Below are 21005 nucleotides of genomic sequence, written 5' to 3'. Positions count from 1 at the left end.
AAGTGCCGATCGGCGAGCCGGAGTGGAACTCGCAGGTCTACGTGTTGGACGGACGGTTGCGGCCCGCGCCGATCGGCGTGCGGGGCGAGCTGTACCTGGCGGGAGCGCAGCTGGCGCGCGGCTACCACGGCCGCGTCGACCTCACCGCCGATCGTTTCGTCGCCAATCCCTTCGGTGCGCCGGGCGCCCGCATGTACCGCACCGGCGACCTGGTGCGCTGGAGCCGCGACGGCGAGCTGATCTATCTGGGCCGCAGCGACTTCCAGGTGAAGTTCCGCGGTCGGCGCGTCGAACTCGCCGAAATCGAGACAGCGCTGCTGGCGGCGGCCGGGGTCGGCCAGGCCGCGGCGCGGCTGGTCACCGGACCGGCGGGGGAGTTCCTGGCGGGCTACGTGATCGCAGCGCCCGGCGCGACGCTCGATCTCGACGCGGTGAAATCGTGTGTCGCTCAGCGTCTTCCCAGCTACTTGGTGCCGACCGCAGTGGTCGAGCTGAACGAATTCCCCCGCAACACCAGCGGCAAGCTCGATCGCGCCGCCCTGCCGATCCCGGTGCTCGCGGCCGAGCGCTTCCGTCCGCCGGTGAGCGCCGCGCAACGTCTGGTCGCCGCGGTGGTCGCGGAGGTGCTGCGGGTCGAGCGGGCCGGGCTGGACGACGATTTCTTCGCTCTCGGCGGCAGCTCGCTGGACGCCACCCAGGTCAGCGCCCGCACGGGTGAGGCGATGGGAGTACGCGTTCCGGTGCGCGCGCTGTTCGACGCGCCCACGGTGGAGGGCTTCGCCGCCGCCGTCGAGCGGCTCGGCGCCGCAGGGGCGCCGCGACTCCCACTGGTCCGCCGTCCACGGCCCGAGCGGGTGCCGCTCTCGCCCGCGCAGCAGCGCCTGTGGTTCCTCAACCGCGTCGAGAGCCAGGACGGCGCCGACAGCGTCTACAACCTGCCGATCGTGCTGCGGCTGACCGGCCGCCTCGACGTGACGGCGCTGGAGCGCGCCGTACTCGACGTGCTCGCCCGGCACGAGACGCTGCGCACCACCTTCCCCGAAACCGACGACGGCCCCTGCCAATCCGTTCGCGACGCCACCGACATCGGCCTGAGCCTGCATCCGGTGCCGATCGACCGCTCCGCACTGGAGGATGCCGTGGCAGGCATCGTCGGCGCCGGGTTCGACGTGACCGCCGAGTTGCCCTGCCGGGTCGCGCTGCTCGCGGTGGAGCGGGTCGACGAGGCGCGCGGCGTCACCGGCGACGAATACGTGCTGGTGTTCGTCGTGCACCACATCGCCGCCGACGCCTTGTCGATGGTCCCGCTGGTCACCGACCTGGTCGGGGCCTACCTCGCGCGCCTGACCGGGCGGCGGCCGGACTGGGAGCCGCTGGCGGTGCAGTACGCCGACTACAGCCTCTGGCATCGGGACCTGCTCGGCGCCGAGGACGTCCCCGGTGATCTCGCCTACCAGCAGCTGCGCTTCTGGCGCGACGTGCTGACCGGCGCGCCGGCGCAACTGCCCCTCCCGGTCGATCATCCACGGCCCGCGATCCCCTCGCACGAGGGAGCGGGCGTCGATTTCGTGATCGAGCCCGAGGTCGTCGCCGGCTTGCGCGCGCTGGCCCGGCGCGGCGGCGCGACGTTGTTCATGACGCTGCACGCGGCCTTCGCCGCCACCCTGGCCCGGTTGAGCGGCAGCGCCGACATCGTGATCGGCTCGCCCGTCGGCGGACGCGGGGAGCTGGCGCTGGACGCACTCGTCGGCATGTTCGTCAACACCCTGGCGTTGCGCACCCGAGTAGCCGCCGACGCCTCGTTCGCCGCGCTGCTGAGCGAGGTGCGCGAGGCCGATCTGGCCGCGTTCGCCAACGCCGACCTGCCATTCGAGCGCCTGGTGGACGTCATGGCGGTGGATCGCTCCGCGGGCGCGCATCCGCTGTTCCAGGTGATGTTCAGCTTCGAGACCGCGACGCCCGCATTCGGCGGGAAAGCCATGGAGGTGCCGTGGCTGTCGGTGCACCCGGTCGAGATCCCCGACAACGGAGCGAAATTCGACCTGCACCTGGTGGTGGCGGAGCGCGCGGATTCGGCGGGACTGTCGGGCACCCTGCGCTACGCGACCGATCTGTTCGACGCCGCGACCGTCGAGTCGTTCGCCGACCGCTTCCAGCGGATGCTCGCCGCCGTCGCGGTCGACGCCGGTGCGCGGATCGGTGACATCGAACTGCTTTCGGACGCCGAACGCACACGGGTGTTGCGGGTGTGGAATGCCACCGACCGCCCGTTCCCCGAATCCGACACGCTCGCCTCCCTGTTCGCCGCGCAAGTCGAACGCACACCGGACGCGCCCGCGGTCACCTTCGAGGAGACGACGCGGGCCTACCCGTCGCCGGACCACAGCTCCTCAGCGGCTGGCTCTGCGGCGCCGGCCCACCCGTCACCCGACCAGGACCTCTCAGCGGGTGGCTCCGCTGTCCTGCCTCAGCTATTGCCCGGCCACGACTCCTCGGCGGGTAGCTCTGCGGCGCTGGCCCACCCGTCACCCGGCCACCCCTCGGCGGGTAGCTCCGCGACGCTGGCCCACCCGTCACCCGACCATCACCCCCCAACGAGTCGCTCCGCGACGCTTACTTATTCGGAATTCGCCGGGCGGGTCAACCGGCTGGCGCGGTGGCTCGTAGCACAGGGCGTCGGCCCGGAAACGCTGGTTGCGCTCGGTATGCGCCGATCCCTCGACCTGGTGGTGGGCATGTACGCGGTCACCGTCGCGGGCGGCGGATACGTGCCACTCGATCCCGACCACCCCGCCGAACGCACCGCCCACATCCTGGCCACCGCCGCGCCGGTGTGCGTACTGACCGCAGGCGCGGACCTGAGCTGCGGCGTGCCCGAGACGCGGATCGACCGGCTGGACCTGTCCGGTTACCGGGACACCCCACTCACCGACGCCGACCGGCGCGCTCCGCTGCGCCCGGCGAACACCGCCTACGTGCTGTTCACCTCGGGCTCCACGGGCAAGCCGAAGGGTGTCGCGATGAGCCACCGCGGCATCGTGAACCGGTTGTGCTGGATGCAGTCCGCGTATGCCGCGCTCGGGCCGGGCGATGTGCTGTTGCAGAAGACGCCCGCCACCTTCGACGTCTCGGTGCCGGAGTTCTTCTGGCCGTTGCAGGTCGGCGCGCGCATGGTGCTGGCGCGGCCGGACGGGCATCGCGACCCGGCGTATCTGGCCCGCCTCATCCGCGCCGAGGGCGTCACCGCGGCGCACTTCGTGCCGTCCATGCTGGCCGTCTTCGTGGCGGGCGAGTTCGACGTGCCGTCGCTGCGTGAGGTGTTCTGCTCCGGCGAGGCGCTACCCGTCGGCGTGGCCCAGCGGATGCGCGAACTCACCGGCGCGCGGGTGCACAACGGCTACGGCCCCACTGAGGCCGCGGTGGAGGTGACCTTCCACGAGGTGCGTGACACCGACTTCGAGACCGTGCCGATGGGCGAACCGATCTGGAACACCAGAACATATGTGCTCGACGCGCGACTGCGGCCGGTGCCTGCGGGTGCGCCGGGGGAGTTGTATCTCGCGGGCGTGCAACTGGCGCGCGGCTATCTGGACCGCCCCGGCCGCACCGGCGACCGGTTCGTCGCCGACCCGTTCGGCCCGCCCGGTGAACGGATGTACCGCACCGGCGACTCGGTGCGGTGGAACGCTTCGGGAGAGCTGGAGTTCCTCGGCCGCACCGACTTCCAGGTCAAGATCCGCGGCTTGCGCGTCGAACTCGGCGAGATCGAGTCGGTGCTGCTCGCGACGCCCGCCGTGACCCAGGCCGCCGTACTGGTCCGGGACGATCGCGGCGTGGGCGAGCGCCTGGTCGCCTATTTGGTGACGGACGGACCGGTCGAGATCGCGGCGGTGCGTGACGCGGTGGCCCAACGGCTTCCGGGCTACATGGTGCCGCAGGCGTTCGTGGTGCTGGACCGGTTCCCGGTGAACGCGTCCGGGAAGCTGGACCGATCGGCGCTGCCCGCGCCCGTGATCGCCGGCGTGGTGTTCGAGGCGCCGAGCGGTGCGGCGGAAGAACTCGTCGCCGGGACATTCTCGGCTCTGCTCGGGGTGGACGAGGTCGGCGCCGAGGACGATTTCTTCGCCCTGGGCGGCAATTCGCTCAGCGCCACCCAGCTCGCCGCGCGGCTTGGCAAAGCCACCGGCGGGGAAGTGGCGGTGCGCACTGTCTTCGACGCGCCCACGGTGCGGGCGCTGGCGCGGCGGATCACGGTCGATGCTCCGGCCGAGATCGGGCCCGTCGCGCTGCCGCCGCTCACGCCGCAGGAGCGCGGCCGGTCGATCCCGCTGTCGATCGCCCAGCAGCGCATGTGGTTCCTGAACCGGTTCGACACCACCAGCGGCGCGTACAACATCCCGTTCGCGCTGCGCCTCACCGGAGCGCTGAACGTGCCCGCCCTGGAGGCGGCGATCGCCGACGTGATCGCCCGGCACGAAACCTTGCGCACGATCTATCCCGAGCAGGACGGCGGTGCGACGCAGCTGGTGCTGCCCGCGGGGACGAAGCTGGTCGAGCTGGTCGCACGGCCGGTTCCCGCGCCGCAGGTGCCCGAACTCGTCGCCGCCGCCGCGCGAGCCGGGTTCGACGTGACCGCCGAGGTCCCGCTGCGCGTGCGCCTGCTGCGCGTGGAGGACGACGCCGCGGCAGGCAGCCACCAGGTGCACGTCCTGCTGTTCGTCGTGCACCACATCGCCGCGGACGGTTGGTCGTTCGCGCCGCTCACCCGGGATTTGGCCAACGCTTACGTCGCGCGGTGCGCGGACACGGCTCCCGCGCCGGGAGCGTTGCCGGTGCAGTACGCCGACTTCGCGATCTGGCAGCGCACCGCGCTGGGTTCCGCCGACGACCCGGCCTCGGTGCTGGCACGCCAGCTGTCCTACTGGACCGACCGGCTGGCCGGGCTGCCGGAGGTGCTGACACTCCCGTCCGACCGGCCCCGCCCCGCGGTCGCCACCAACCGGGGCGGCGCGCTGACCGGACGGCTGGACGCCGCCCTGCACGAGCGGATCCAGGAACTGGCCGCCGCGCACCGGGCGACCCCGTTCATGGTGCTGCACACCGCGCTGGCCGTGCTGTTGAGCCGTTACGGCGCGGGCCAGGACGTCGTGATCGGCGCGCCGGTCGCCGGGCGCGGCGAGGAAGCGCTGGACGAGTTGGTCGGCATGTTCGTCAACACGCTGGTGCTGCGCACCGAGGTTCGCCCGGACGCGACTCTGGCCGAGTTGCTGGCGTCCGTGCGCGCGGCCGACCTGGCCGCCTTCGATCACGCCGCGGTGCCGTTCGAGCAGTTGGTCGAGGTGGTGAACCCGGTTCGCTCACAGGCGCACGCTCCGCTGTACCAGGTCGCGCTGACCTTGCAGAACCAGACCGCGCCGGAGTTCCGGCTGCACCGGCTGGCCATCGCGGCGCTGGAGATCGGCGCGGCGCCGATCCAGCTCGACCTGGACTGGACGCTGACCGACCGCTACACCGCTGACGGCGCGCCCGACGGCATCGACGTGCACCTGCACTACGCGCTGGACCTGTTCGACGAACCGACTGCCGCAGGGTTCCTCGCCGCCTTCGACCGCGTGCTGCGCGCCATGGTGCGCGACGCCCGCACCAGGGTCGGCGCGGTCGAGCTGATGTCGGTGGCCGAACGCGGCCTGCTGCTGTCGGATCGCAACGCCACCGCGCACCCGTTGCCCGCCGAGACGCTGGACGACCTGCTCACCGCCCGTGTCGCGGCCACGCCCGACCGTGTCGGCGTGCGTTATGAGAACGAAGCGGTGACCTACGCGGAGTTCGCCTCTCGCGTGAACCGTCTGGCCCGCAAGCTGATCCGGACAGGTGTGGGCCCGGAGGACATCGTCGGCCTGGCCGCGGCGCGCTCGATCGACATGCTCGTGGCGATGTACGCGATCGTGCGCGCGGGCGCGGCGTATCTGCCGATCGATCCGGCGCACCCGGCCGAACGCCTGGCGCAGGTCGTCGCGAGCGCGGAGCCCCGGTTGGTGCTGACCGCCGGTGACGTGACGCTGCGCCCGCTCGACGGCGTCCCCGTGCTCGAGCTCGACGCTCTCGACCTCGATGACTTCGCCGACGGACCGGTGGCCGACGCCGAGCGGATCACCGCGCTGCGCCAGGACAACACGGCCTACGTGCTGTTCACCTCCGGCTCCACGGGGCGGCCGAAGGGCGTCGCGGTGACCCACCGCGCGATCATGAACCAGCTGCGCTGGCTGGAATTCCGTTACCAGGTCACGGCGTCCGACCGCATCCTGCAACGGGCCCCGCTGACCTTCGACGTGTCGGTGTGGGAATGCTTCCTGCCGATCGCCGTCGGCGCGCCGCTGGTGATTGCCCGGCCCGGCGGGCACCTGGACCTGGCCTACTTCGCGGATCTGCTGCGCGAACACCGGATCACCATCGCGGAGTACGTGCCCTCGGTGCTGGCCGCGCTGATCGGCGAGGGCATGGGCGACGCGCTGCGGTCGTTCCGGCATCTGCACTGCGGAGGCGAGGCGCTCACCCCGGACCTGCTCGCCGCGCTGCGCGGCAGCTTCGACGGCGCGGTGCACAACGCCTACGGCCCGACCGAGGCGGCGATTTCGGCGATCTACCACGAATTCACCGACAGCGACGCCGAATCCGGGCGGGACGTCGCCATCGGCCGTCCGTGCTGGAACACCAGGGCCTATGTGCTGGACGACCGGTTGCGCCCGGTGCCGATCGGCGTCACGGGCGAGCTGTATCTCGCGGGCGACCAGCTGGCGCGCGGCTATCACGCCCGCCCCGGACTTACCGCCGAGCGGTTCGTCGCCGATCCGTTCGGCGTGCCCGGCCGCATGATGTACCGGACCGGCGACCTGGTGCGCTGGAACCGCGACGGCGATCTGGTGTATCTGGGCCGCAACGATTTGCAGGTCAAGCTGCGCGGCCAGCGGATCGAGCTGGGCGAGATCGAGTCCGTCCTCGCCGCCGCGACCGGCGTGACCAACGCGGCGGTGCTCGTGGCTCGCGACAACTCTGGACAGGAATGCCTGGTCGGTTACGTCACCGGAGCCGACCCGACGCCCGATGCTGTGCTCGACGACGCGCGGGCACAACTGCCCGCGTACATGGTGCCCGCCCACATCGTCGTGCTGGACCAGATGCCACTGACCACTGTGGGCAAGCTCGATCGGTCGGCGCTGCCCGCTGTCGAGCTCACCGGCGCCACGGGAGACTTCCGCGCACCGCGGGAGGGGACCGAGGCGGTGCTCGCCACCCTGGTCGCCGACCTGACCGGCGCGGAGCGGATCGGCGCGGACGACGACTTCTTCGCCCGCGGCGGCAACTCGCTGCTGGCCATGCGGCTGGTCGCCCGGGTCAACGCGGCCTTCGGGTGCGCGCTGACGGTGCGCGAGGTCTTCGAAGCGCCGACCGTGGCCGGACTCGCCCTGCGAGTGGCGGGATCGGAACGGCCGGACGTCACCCGGCCCGCGCTCGTTCGCCGCGAACGGCCGGAGCGGATCCCGTTGTCCCTGGCACAGACCCGGATGTGGCTGCTGCACCGGCTCGATCCGGATTCGGCGGTCTATCACATCCCGATCACCATCCGGCTCACCGGCGCGTTGGACCTCGCGGCATTGCGCGCGGCCGTGCGCGACGTGATCGATCGGCACGAATCGCTGCGCACCGTCTTCCCCGCCGACGCGGACGGCCCCGCCCAAGTCGTCCGCACCGACGCGGATGTGCCCGAACTGCCACTGCATCCGATCGAGGTGACCGAGCCGAACCTGCGGGACGCGGTGCTCGCGTCGATCGGCGAGAGCTTCGATCTGCGCAGTCGTATCCCGGTGCGGGCGAGCCTGTTCCGCGTCGCGCCCGAAGAACATGTGCTGGCCGTGGTGGTCCATCACATCGCCGCCGACGGCGTCTCCACCGCACCGCTGGCCCGCGACCTCATGACGGCCTATACCGCGCGCGTCGCGGGGGAGCGGCCGTCGTGGCCGCCGCTGCCCGTGCAGTACGCGGACTTCACCCTCTGGCAGCGCGAGGCCCTCGGCTCCGCGGATGATCCGGACTCGCCGGTGTCGAACCAGATCGCCTACTGGCGCTCGGAACTCGACGGACTCGCCCCGGTGCTGGAACTGCCCGCCGACCGTCCTCGCCCGGCGGTGGCCTCGGGGCGCGGCGCCACCGTCGACTTCGCGATTCCCGCCGACCTCACCGGGTCGATCGCGGAACTCGCCCGGCGGCACGGCGTCTCGATGTTCATGGTGTTGCACGCCGCCTACGCCGCGCTGCTCGCCCGGCTGGCCGGAGTCGGCGACGTCGCCATCGGCACCCCCGTCGCGGGACGGGGCGAACAAGCGCTGGACGACATGGTCGGCATGTTCGTCAACACCCTCGTACTGCGCACGCCGATCACGCCGGACGCGTCGTTCGCCGCCTTTCTCGGCGGCGTCCGGGAGATCGACGTGCGGGCCTTCGCCCACGCCGACCTGCCGTTCGAGCGCTTGGTCGAGGAGCTGAACCCGATTCGCTCGCAGTCTCATTCGCCGCTGGTGCAGACACTGCTCACCTTCGAACAGCACGACGACACCGTGCTGCGCCTGCCCGGCCTGACGGTGACGGCCTATCCGCTGGACAACCGCGTCGCGCAGTTCGACCTGGCGGTGGAACTGACCGAACACCGCGTCGCGACCGGTTACGCGCTGCGCGGCGTGCTGCGGTATGCCACCGACCTGTTCGACCGAGCCACCGTCGAGACGTTCGGGGCGCGCTTCACGCGCGTGCTGCGGGCCGCGGTGGCCGACCCCTCGGTGCGGGTCGGCGACCTCGAAATCCTGGACGACGCGGAACGGGCACTGGTGCTCGACCGCTGGAACGACACCGCCGTCCCCGTCGACCCGGCCGCCACGCTGATCTCGTTGTTCGAGGCGCAGGTCGCGAGGACCCCGGACGCGCCTGCGGTCACGGTCGATGGGCGCACCCTGTCCTACGCCGAGTTCGCCGCGCGGGCGCGGCGGCTGGCGCGCTGGCTGGTCGGTCAGGGCGTCGGCCCGGACGCGCCGGTCGCGCTCGGCATGCGACGGTCGCTGGATCTGGTGGTCGGCATCTACGCGGTCACCCTCGCGGGCGGCGCGTACGTCCCGCTCGACCCCGACCATCCGGCCGAGCGGCTGGAGTACGTGCTGTCGACCGCCCGGCCGGTGTGCGTGCTCACCTCGGGCCTCGACCTGGACGCGGGCGCGGCGCGGCAGGTCCGCGTCGACCGGCTCGACCTGACCCGATACTCCGCCGATCCGCTCACCGCCGGAGACCGGCTCGGTGCGCCCGCCCCTGGCCACACCGCGTATGTGATCTTCACCTCAGGATCGACCGGTCGCCCGAAGGGCGTGGCCGTCACCCACGCGGCGATCGTGAATCGCCTCACCTGGATGCAGTCGGCCTATCCGCTGGTCGCGGACGATGTGGTGCTGCAGAAGACCCCCGCCACCTTCGACGTCTCGGTCTGGGAATTTTTCTGGCCCTTGGCTTTCGGCGCTCGCTTGGTGGTCGCACGTCCAGATGGGCATCGCGACCCCGCCTATCTGGCCCGCCTGATCGTCGAGCAACGCGTCACGACGGTGCACTTCGTACCCGCCATGCTGGCGGTTTTCCTGGCGGATCCGCACACAGAAAAGTGCATTACGCTGCGCAACGTCTTCGCATCGGGCGAGGCATTGCCCGCGGTTGCCGCGCAGCGGGCGCGAGAGGTGATCGGAGCGCGGGTGCACAACCTGTACGGCCCTACCGAGGCCGCCGTCGACGTCACCTATCACGAGGTGACCGATCAGGACCTGGTGTCCGTGCCGATCGGCAGACCGGTGGCCAACACCCGCCTGCTGGTGCTGGACGCCCGGATGCGGCCGGTCCCGGTCGGCGTTCCGGGGGAGCTGTACCTCGCCGGTGCACAGCTGGCCCAGGGTTACGTGGCGCGCCCGGAGTTGACCGCCGACCGGTTCGTGGCCAACCCGTACGGACCCGCCGGGGCGCGGATGTACCGCACCGGCGACCTCGTCTCCTGGACCGGCAAGGGTGAGCTGGAGTATCTCGGTCGCACGGACTTCCAGGTGAAGCTGCGCGGTCTGCGCATCGAGCCGGGCGAGATCGAGTCGGCGCTGTCGGCGCTGGACGCGGTTGCCCAGGCGGTGGTGCTGGTCCGTTCGGACGAGCGGTTGGGCGCTCAGCTGGTCGCCTACCTGGTTGCCTCGCGCCGCCACCCGATCGACATCGAGGACGTGCGGGCCGCACTGAGCGCCGAACTGCCCGCGTATATGGTGCCCACCTCGTTCGTCCTGCTCGAGCGGTTCCCGGTCAACGCCTCCGGCAAGCTGGACCGCGCCGCGCTGCCCGCGCCGCGGTTCGCGACCGTGGGGTACCGAGCTCCGGCCACTCGGACCGAGGCGACCGTCGCGGGGATCGTCGCGGCTCTGCTCGGCGTCGAGCGCGTGGGGGCGGACGACGATTTCTTCGCCCTCGGCGGAAACTCGCTGCTCGCGACCCGGGTCGCCGCCCGGCTGGGCGCCGAACTGGACGCCGAGATCCCGGTGCGCCTGCTGTTCGAGGCGCCGACCGTGACCGCGCTGGCCGCGCGGGCCGAACGGCTCGCGGGGACGGGCGCCAAACCGGCGCTCGCGCCCCGGCCGCGCCCGGAGCGCATCCCGCTCTCGCCCGCGCAGCAGCGGATGTGGTTCCTCAACCGCTTCGATCCCGCCGAAACCGTGCACAACATCGCGGTGGTGGTCCGCCTCACCGGCTACCTGGACCCGGACACCCTCGCCGGCGCCGTCGCTGACGTGGTCGGCAGGCACGAAACGCTGCGCACCGTGTACCCCGACCACGAGGGCGTCGGGTACCAGCGCATCCTCGACGCCGATCAGGTACCCGTCATCCGAATGCTGGAAGCGACGGGCGCGCTGCGGGAGTTCGTCGCCGCCCCGTTCGACCTGACCGCCGAAGTGCCGCTGCGCGTCGGCCTGGTGACCCGGTCCGATCGCGACCACCTGCTGGCGCTGGTGGTGCACCACATCGCGGCCGACGGCTTCTCGATGGGCCCGCTGGCCCGCGATCTCGCCGCCGCCTACGCGGCTCGCGCGACGCGAACCGCCCCGGTCTGGACCGAACTCGACCTGCAATACGCCGACTACGCGCTCTGGCAGCGCGAGGTGCTCGGCGCCGAGGACGACCCGGACTCGGTGGCCGCACGCCAGCTCGCGTACTGGCGCGAGACGCTGCGGGCTCTGCCCGCCCAGCTCGACCTGCCCGCCGACCGGCCGCGCCCCGCCGTCGCCTCGCACATGGCGGCGAGCACGACCGTCGCTCTCCCGCAGGAGATAGGCGCGGGCATCGCCGAGGTGGCCGCGCGCTACGAGGCCACACCGTTCATGGTCGTGCACGCCGCGCTGGCCACCCTGCTGGCCAGGCTGTCCGGCACGGAGGACATCGCGATCGGCGCGCCCGTCGCGGGCCGCGGTGACGCGGCGCTGGACGAGTTGGTCGGCATGTTCGTCAATACCCTGGTGCTGCGCGCGCAGGTCCCCGGCTCGGACACCTTCACCGCCGTGCTGCGCCGGGTGCGCGAGCGCGACCTGGACGCCTTCGCCCATGCCGACGTACCGTTCGAGCGCCTGGTCGAGCTGCTCGACCCGCCGCGTTCGCAGGCCAGGCACCCGCTGTTCCAGATCGCGCTGTTCTTCCAGAACCTCGGGCCGGTCACCCTGGACATGGCAGGCGTCGCCGTGGCGGAGCACGACTTCGACTACGAGGCAACGCCGTTCGACCTCCAGCTCACCGTCACGGGTGACGCGCTGCGCTTCACCTACGCCACCGACTTGTTCGACGCCGACACCGTGGCGACGTTCGGCTTGCGCTTCACCCGTCTGCTCGCCGCGGTGACCGCCGACCCGGAACAGGTGGTCGGCGACATCGACCTGTTCGGCGCGGGCGAACTGCGCCGCGTGGTCACCGAGTGGAACGACTCCACGCACACCGCCCTGGCCGACGAACTGCTGCTCGACGAATTCGAGGCGCAGGCCGCCGCGACGCCCGACGACCCCGCGCTGGTGTTCGTGCCCGACAGCGCGATGCCTCCCGTCACCGTGACCTACGGCGAGCTGGACCGGCGCGCCAACCAGCTGGCCCGCCACCTGATCGCGGCGGGCGTCGGCCCGGAAGCGCTGGTGGCGCTGGCGATCCGGCGCTCACCGGAGCTGGTGGTCGCGATGTACGCGGTGCTCAAGGCGGGCGGGGCGTATGTGCCGATCGACCCGGACCACCCCGCGCGGCGCATCGCCCACATCCTCGACACCGCCGCGCCCGTGGCCGTGCTCACCACGGCGGCCGACCGGATCGACCTCGGCGATTCCGTCGCCACCGTCCTGGTCGACGCCGTCGCGCTGGACGGTTACGCCGACGACCCGATCGCGGCCGACGAACGTCGCGCGCCGATCCACCCGGGCAGCCCGGCGTACGTGATCTTCACCAGCGGCTCCACCGGGAAACCCAAGGGCGTCAGCGTGTCGCACGCCGCGATCGTCAACCAGATGACCTGGATGCAGTCGCGGTACGGTCTCACCGCCGAGGACGTCTACCTGCAGAAGACGGCGACCACGTTCGACGTGTCGCTGTGGGGCTACTTCCTGCCGCTGCGGGTCGGCGCCACCCTCGTGCTGGCGGCTGCGGACGGCCATCGCGACCCGGCCTATCTCACCGGCGTGATCGCCGAAAGGCAAGTCACCGTCACCGATTTCGTGCCGTCGATGCTGAGCGTCTTCGCCGGGCACGTCGCCGCCGCAGGGCGCGGCGCCGCACTCGCGTCGCTGCGCACGGTGTTCGTGATCGGCGAGGCGCTGCCCGCCGAGACCGTGCGGGCATTCGGCGCGGTGAGCGCCGCACGGGTGCACAACCTGTACGGCCCCACCGAAGCGGCGGTGAGCATCACCCACCGCGACGTGACGGGCGAGAGCGACCGCACCGCGCTGCCGATCGGCAATCCGGAATGGAACAGCCGCGTCTACGTGCTGGATTCGCGGCTGCGCCCGACGCTGCCCGGCGTCGCGGGCGAACTGTATCTCGCGGGCGTCCAGCTCGCGCGCGGCTATCACGGCAGGCCGGATCTCACCGCGGACCGGTTCGTGGCCGATCCGTTCGGCGCGCCGGGCCTGCGGATGTACCGCACCGGCGACCTGGTGCGCTGGGAGACCCGAGGGAACACCGCCGAATTGGTGTACCTGGGCCGCACCGACTTCCAGGTGAAGTTCCGCGGCCAGCGCGTCGAGCTCGGCGAGATCGAGGCCGCGCTCGCGGCCGCCCCCGGGGTGGCGCAGGCGGCGGCCCGGGTGGTCACCACCGTCACCGGCGACGATCACCTGGTCGGTTACGTCACCACCGAGCCGGGCACGGTGCCTGCGGATGCCGAGGTGCTGCGCGCCGCCGCGCGCACGCTGCCGTCGTACATGCTCCCCTCGGCTCTGGTCACGCTCGACGCCTTCCCGCTCAACGCCTCCGGCAAACTGGACCGGAAAGCGTTGCCGGATCCGGTTTTCGACCGCGCCGCCTATCTCGCCCCCGTCACCCTGGCCGAGCGCGTAGTGGTCGAGGCCTTCGAAACGGTGCTGGGCGATGGGCCGATCGGCGTCGACGACCACTTCTTCGCCCTCGGCGGCAACTCGCTCAGCGCCACCCGCGTCGCGGCCCGGCTGGCCGACCGGCTCGGTCGCCGCGTCCCGGTGCGGCTGCTGTTCGAAGCGCCGACGGTAGGCGCGCTGGCCGCGCTGCTCACCGCGGAGGCCGCCGCGACCGAACAGGTGGTGCCCTTGGTCGCCGGACCGCGACCGGAACGGATTCCGCTCGCGCCGGTCCAGCGTGGCATGTGGTTCCTCAACCGGCTCGATCCGGCGTCCGCCGCGCACAACATCCCGGTCGCGCTGCGCATAGAGGGAGAGCTGAACACCGACGCCATGATCGCCGCGTTCGCCGACGTCGTGGCCAGGCACGAGACCTTGCGCACGGTGTATCCGGCCGACGCGACCGGCGCGGGTCATCAGGTGATCCTGCCCGCGGACGGCGCTTCGGTGCGCTTGACGGTCGAAGCGCTGGACGGTCGCGCCGCCGACGACCGGATCGCCGAGTTCCTCGACGCCGGTTTCGACGTCACCGCCGCCGTTCCGGTGCGCGCGGTGCTGCTGCGGGAGCACGCCACCAGCCACGTGCTGGTCGCGGTGGTGCACCACATCGCGGCCGACGGTTATTCGATGAGCCCGTTGCTGCGCGATCTGCTGACGGCCTATCTCTCCCGCGTCCTCGGCGCCGAACCGGTCTGGCCCGCGCTCGCCGCCCAGTACGCCGACTACGCCCTGTGGCAGGACGCTCAGCTGGAAACCACTGCCGCGCACCAACTCTCGTATTGGGCGGAGACGCTGCGCGATCTGCCGGGCGAGCTGGAGCTGCCCGCCGACCGTTCGCGTCCCGCCGTCGCGAGCAAGCGCGGCGCCAGCGTGCGGGCCAGGATCGGCGACGGGATCGCGGCGCGGGTCCGTGAACTGGCGCTGCGCCACGACGCGACGCCGTTCATGGTGGTGCACGCCGCTCTCGCCGTCCTGCTGTCCCGGTTGTCGGGTTCCGGCGACGTCCCGATCGGCACCCCGGTGGCCGGACGCGGCGCGGCGGCCCTGGACGACCTGGTCGGCATGTTCGTCAACACCGTGGTGCTGCGCGCCGAAGTGCACGCCGACGAGTCCTTCACCGACCTGCTCGCCCGGGTCAGGGCCGTCGATCTCACGGCGTTCGAGCACGCGAGCGTGCCGTTCGATCGGGTGGTCGACGAACTCGGCGTCGAGCGTTCCCAGGATCGGCATCCGCTGTTCACCGTGGCGCTGAGCTACCCGAACACCGCCGCCGACGCCTTCACCGTGCCCGGTCTCGAACTCACCGCCGTCGCGTTCGACGAACAGGTGGCGCGTTTCGACCTGCAATTCACCGTCGCCGCCGAGCCCGACGCCGACGGCCACCTCGCGGTCGAACTGGACTACGCCACAGACCTCTTCGACGCCGCCACCGCGCGCGCTCTGCTGCGCCGCTTCGGCAGGCTGCTCGGCACGCTCATCTCGCGACCGGACGCGCCGATCGCCGCCGCCGATCTACTCGCCCCCGCCGAACGCGCCGACCTGCTCGGCCGCCGGGGCGACGCGCCGGCGCCGGCGCGCACGCTGGCCGAACTGATGGCCGCCGCCGTCGCGTTCGACCCCGGCGCGGTCGCACTGGTCGGCGGCGAACGGCAGCTGACCTACCGGATGCTGGACGAGCAGTCGTCGCGGCTGGCGCGCATGCTCATCGGCCACGGTCTCGGCGCGGAGGACGTGGTGGCCGTCGCGGCGCCGCGCTCGATCACCTCCGTGCTCGCGGTGTGGGCGGTGGCCAAGACCGGCGCCGCGTTCGTTCCGGTCGACCCGACCTATCCGGCCGAGCGGATCGCGCACATGCTGACCGATTCCGGTGCGGCGCTGGGCCTGACGATCGCCACCTGCCGCGCGGCGCTGCCCGGTGCCGTCGACTGGCTGGTGCTGGACGCCCCGTCCACGGCCGCGCGGATGCGCCGCAACAGCACGGCGCCGATCGACCCCGCCGAACTCGTCCGTCCCGTGCGGTGCGCGAACCCGGCCTGGATGATCTACACCTCCGGCTCGACCGGGACGCCCAAGGGCGTGGTCGCCACGCACGGTGGCCTCGCCGGAGTGGCCCTCGCCCAGCGGGACCGGTACCTGGTCACCGCGGACGCGCGCGTGCTGCACGTGGCCTCGCCCAGCTTCGACGCGTCCATGCTGGAACTGCTGCTGGCTCTGTCCGCGGGTGCGGCGTTGGTGATCGCGCCCCCTGGCGTCTACGGCGGCGCGGAACTCACCGCGCTCATCCGTGACCGGCGGGTGACGCACGCGTTCCTCACCCCGGCCGTCCTGCCCACGCTCGACCCGGCCGAGCTGGACTGCTTACGGCAACTCACCGTCGGCGGCGAGTCCTACGGCCCGGACACGGTGCGCCGCTGGGCCCCCGGCCGGTCGTTCCACAACACCTACGGCCCGACCGAGACCACCGTCATCGCGACGATCAGCGCCGCGCTGCGGCCCGGCGACCCGCTCGACCTGGGCACGCTGATCCACGGCATGTCAGCGGTGGTGCTGGACGGCAGGCTGCGGCCCGTGCCGGTCGGCGTCACCGGCGAGCTGTACCTGCGCGGTCCAGGCCTGGCCCGGGGATACCATGCGCGACCAGGGCTTTCGGCCGCACGGTTCGTCGCCGACCCTTACGGTCCCGCGGGCGGACGGCTGTACCGAACCGGTGATCTGGTGCGCTGGACCGGATCCGGCGCACTGCGCTATGTCGGGCGTTCCGACCACCAGGTGAAGGTGCGCGGCCTGCGCATCGAACTCGGTGAGATCGACGCCGTGCTCGCGGCGCACGAGACGGTGCGCACGGCCGTCACCGTCGGCCACACCGATGCCTCGGGTGCGGTATCGCTGGTCGCCTATGTGGTCGCGGCCGCGGGCCACACGATCGACGCCGCCGACCTGCTGGCTCATGCCGCGCGCTCGCTCGCCGCGTACATGGTGCCGAGCCGCGTGCTGGCGCTCGACGAGCTGCCCCTGACCCCGGTCGGCAAGCTGGACCGTAGAGCATTGCCGCAGCCCGAGTTTCGCGCTGCTCCGTTCCGTGCGCCGCGTACCGAGACCGAGCGGGCGGTGGCGCACACGGTCGCGGAGGTGCTCGGACTCGACGGCGGCGTGGGCCTGGACGACGATTTCTTCGCCCGAGGCGGCAATTCGCTGACCGCGACCCAGCTGGCCGCGCGGCTCGGTGACCGGCTCTCGGTCGCCGTCGGCGTCCGCGCGGTGTTCGAGCACTCGACCGTCGCCGCGCTGGCCCGCGCGCTGGACGACTCCTCAGGTGGGTCCGCGCGTCCCGCGCTCACCCGGCGCGCGGTGACCGGTCCCGTGCCGCTCTCGCTCGCGCAGCAGCGCATGTGGTTCCTCAACCGCCTCGATCGGCAGTCCACCGCCTACAACATCCCGCTGGCGGTGCGCCTGACCGGCGAGCTGGACGTGGCGGCGTTGAACGCCGCGATCGGGGACGTGGTGGCTCGCCACGACGTGCTGCGCACCGTCTACCCGCTGCACGCGTCCGGACCGGTGCAGGTCGTATTGCCCGTCGCGGACACCACCCCGGTGCTCGCGCCCATCGCCGTCCCGGCCGACGACCTGGCCGCGGCGGTGGCCGATTTCGTCGGCGGCGGCTTCGACGTCGCCGAGACCGTCCCGGTCCGCGCCCGGTTGTTCGCGCCGGTCGACGGCGACGCGGCGGGGACCGAACACGTGCTCGTGGTGGTGGTGCACCACATCGCCGCGGACGGCTCGTCGCTGGCGCCGCTGGCGCGCGACGTCATGTCCGCCTACGCAGCACGCAAACGCGGCGTCGCACCGGACCGGCCGCCGCTTCCCGTGCAGTACACCGATTTCAGCGTGTGGCAGCGTGAACTGCTCGGCGCGGAGGACGATCCCGCCTCGCTGCTGGCGCGGCAGATCCGATTCTGGACCGAGACGCTGGCCGAGCTGCCCGCGCAGCTGAGCCTGCCCACCGATCGCCCGCGTCCCGCGGTCGTTTCCACGCGCGGTAGGCACGTCGATTTCGCGATCACCCCGGATGTGCACACGCGGCTGGCCGATCTCGGCCGGTCCTGCGGCGCCACGCTGTTCATGGTGTTGCACACGGCGTTCACGGTGCTGCTCGCCCGCCTGTCGGGCACCTCGGACATCGCGGTGGGCACCCCGGTGGCCGGGCGCGGCGCCGCCGAACTCGACGACGTTGTCGGCATGTTCGTCAACACGCTGGTGCTGCGCGCCAGGGTGGACGCGGGCGAGGGCTTCACCGACCTGCTCGCGCGCGTGCGCGCCGCCGACGTCGCGGCCTTCGCGCACGCCGACGTGCCGTTCGAGCGTCTGGTCGAGGTGCTCAACCCGGAGCGCTCCACCGCCCGTCACCCGCTGTTCCAGGTCGGCTTCTCCTTCCACAACCAGGCGGAGGCCGATTTCTCGCTGGACGGATTGACCGTCACCGCCGCCGATTTCGAATCCGAAGTCGCCCAGTTCGACCTGCATTTGATCGTCACCGATCGCTACGGCTCCGACGGAACCCCGGCTGGCATGGCGGCTTCGATCACCTACGCCACCGCCCTGTTCGACGAGTCGACGGTGGCCGGTTTCGCCACTCGCCTGCAACGGCTGCTGGGCGCGGTGTGCGCGGACCCGCGACTGCCGGTCGGGGATCTCGCGCTGCTGGACCCGGCGGAGACCGAGCGCGTGCTGGTCACCTGGAACCAGTCCGGGCGCGCCTGCACGCCTGCCACGCTGGCCGCCGCGTTCGAGGCGAGGGTGGCCAGGACGCCGCAGGCCATCGCGATCGTCGACGACGCCACGACGGTCACGTACCAGGAGTTCGGCGCGCGGGTCAATCGCCTGGCCCGGGTGCTCATCGCGCGCGGCATCGGCCCGGAAAAGCTGGTGGCGCTGGCTATTCCGCGCAGCGTCGACCTGCTCGTCGCGATGTACGCGGTGGTGACGGCCGGTGGCGCCTACGTGCCGCTCGACCCGGCGCATCCGCTGGAACGCACCGCGAGCGTATTGGCCGCCGCAGCGCCGCGGCTGGTGCTCACTTCGGCGCGGGAGCCGATGCTGCCCGCGACGGCGTCGGAACACAGCGTGGTGCTGGATATCTCGACCGTCGCCGACACGGTGGCCGACGGTCCGGTGCGCGACGACGAACGGATCGCCGCGCTGTCGCCAACGAACACCGCGTATGTCATCTTCACCTCCGGTTCCACCGGCGCGCCGAAGGGCGTGGCGATGCCGCACGCCGCCGTCTCGCACCAGCTGGATTGGATGCAGTCGGAATACGCGCTCGGCCAAGACGACGCGGCGCTGGTGCTGACCTCGGCCGCGTTCGACCTGTCGGTGTGGGAGTACTGGTGGGCGCCGCGGGCCGGGGCGCGGCTCGTGCTCGCACCTCGGGGCGCGCAGCGCGATCCGTCGGGGCTGCTCGACCTGGTGCGCCGTGCCTCGGTGACGACGCTGACGCTGGTGCCGTCGCTGCTGGCGATGCTGGCCGAAGCGTCCGGCGAGCGCCGCCTGCCGCGTTCGCTGCGCCGACTGCTGGTCATCGGCGAGGCGTTGCCCGCCGCGACGGTGCGGCGGGTCCAGGCGCTCACCGCGGCCAGGATCGACAACCTCTACGGACCCACCGAAGCCGCGGTGTCGGTGACCCGCTTCCGCACCGCCGCGGGCGACCGGCAAGCGCTGGTGCCCATCGGCACACCCGAATCCGGCAACCGGGTCTACGTGCTCGACGACCGTCTGCACCCGGTGCCCGCCGGGGTGACCGGCGAGCTGTATCTCGGTGGTGCGCAATTGGCCCGCGGCTATCACGGCAGCGCCGAGCTCACCGCGGAGCGGTTCGTGGCCGACCCGTTCGGACCCGCGGGCACTCGCCTGTACCGCACCGGCGACATGGTGCGCTGGTCCGCGGGGGGCCACCTCGAGTACGTCGAGCGGCGCGACTTCCAGGTGAAGATCCGCGGCTACCGCATCGAACTCGCCGAGATCGAGCATGCCCTGCGCTCGCGGCCCGAGATCGGCGAGGCGATTGTCGTCGCCTACGACACCGACGGCGCGAACGCCGTGCTGGCGGGCTATTTCACCGCAGCAGAGCGGCTCGACCCGGCCGAGTTGCGCGCCGCGCTGGCCGAGATCCTGCCGAGCTACATGGTGCCCGCCGTGCTGCGGCAGTTGGCGATGTTGCCGCTCACCGCGAACGGCAAGGTCGACCGCTCCGCCTTGCCCCGACCCGAGACACAGGCCCGGGAATTCCGCGCCCCCGGCACCGACTTGGAGCATGCCGTGTGCGCGGATTTCGCCGAGATACTCGCCGTCGAGCGGGTCGGCCTGGACGACAATTTCTTCGAGCGCGGCGGCAACTCGCTGCTGGCCACCCGCCTGGCCGTCCGGCTGAGCGCGGCGCTCGGCGAACAGATTCCCGTGTTGTGGCTGTTCGCCGCGCCGACACCGGCCCGCCTGATCGCCCAGTTGGAGCAGCACCGGTCCGGTCGCGGCCGGGTGGACGCGACCGCCGCGTTCGACGTCGTGCTTCCGCTGCGCACCGGCGGCGCGCGGGAGCCGCTGTTCTGCCTCCACCCGGCCGGCGGCGTCGCGTGGTCGTTCGCGGGCCTCGCGGCGCACTTGGACCCGGAACGCGACGTGTACGGCATCCAGTCGCCGGTGCTCAACTCGGAGGCCATGCCGGAGTCCATCGACGACTGGGCGAGCCGCTACGTGCGCGAGATCCGGGCCGTGCAGCCCGAGGGCCCGTATCACCTGCTCGGCTGGTCGCTCGGCGGCGTACTCGCGCACGCGGTCGCGGTGCGGCTCCAGGAGCAGGGCCAGCGGGTCGCGGTACTGGCCATGATGGACAGCTCGCTGCGGGTCGCCGCGCACGCGGCCATCGCGCTGCCGGTCGCCGATCTGCTCGGCGGGTTGCTCGGCGAAGCGGCCGACGACGAGGACGCCGAACTCGACCCGCCTCGGCTCGCGCGCCTGCTCGCGGACCTGCCCGAGCCGTTCGCCTCGTTCGGCGCCGACCGCCTCGACCGTGTGCTCGGCGCGGGCGCCGGGTCACTGGAGTTGATCCGGCGCTACCGCCCCCGCCCCTACAAGGGCAACCTGGTGTACTTCACCGCCGCGCTGGACGATCCGACCGGTGCCGCGGGCGCCGCGAGCTGGGCGGACGCCGTGGACGGCACCGTGCACAACCACGCGGTGCACGCCTCGCACTGGCGGATGACCTCCGAATCCGCGCTGGCACGGATCGGCCACGTCCTCACCGCGGCGCTGGCCGACACCGACCGCCCTTAG

At 72.1% G+C, this 21005-nt stretch carries 1 protein-coding gene (cut by a window edge); it reads left to right on the top strand.

Going from position 1 to position 21005, the window contains the following annotated elements; translation table 11 throughout:
* On the top strand, nucleotides 1–21005 hold the 3' portion of the coding sequence (locus tag AB0L97_RS03420; RefSeq protein WP_364424920.1) for a non-ribosomal peptide synthase/polyketide synthase. 4444 nt of this gene lie to the left of the window's left edge; only the last 21005 of its 25449 coding nucleotides appear in the window; its start codon lies beyond the left edge, outside the window; it ends in the stop codon at nucleotides 21003–21005.

It is taken from the genome of Nocardia sp. NPDC051911 (genome assembly GCF_040681035.1).
In the GTDB taxonomy this organism is placed as follows: Bacteria; Actinomycetota; Actinomycetes; order Mycobacteriales; family Mycobacteriaceae; genus Nocardia; species Nocardia sichangensis.
Note: the sequence above shows the minus strand (reverse complement) of the source record. Positions and strands in the feature narration are given on the sequence as shown.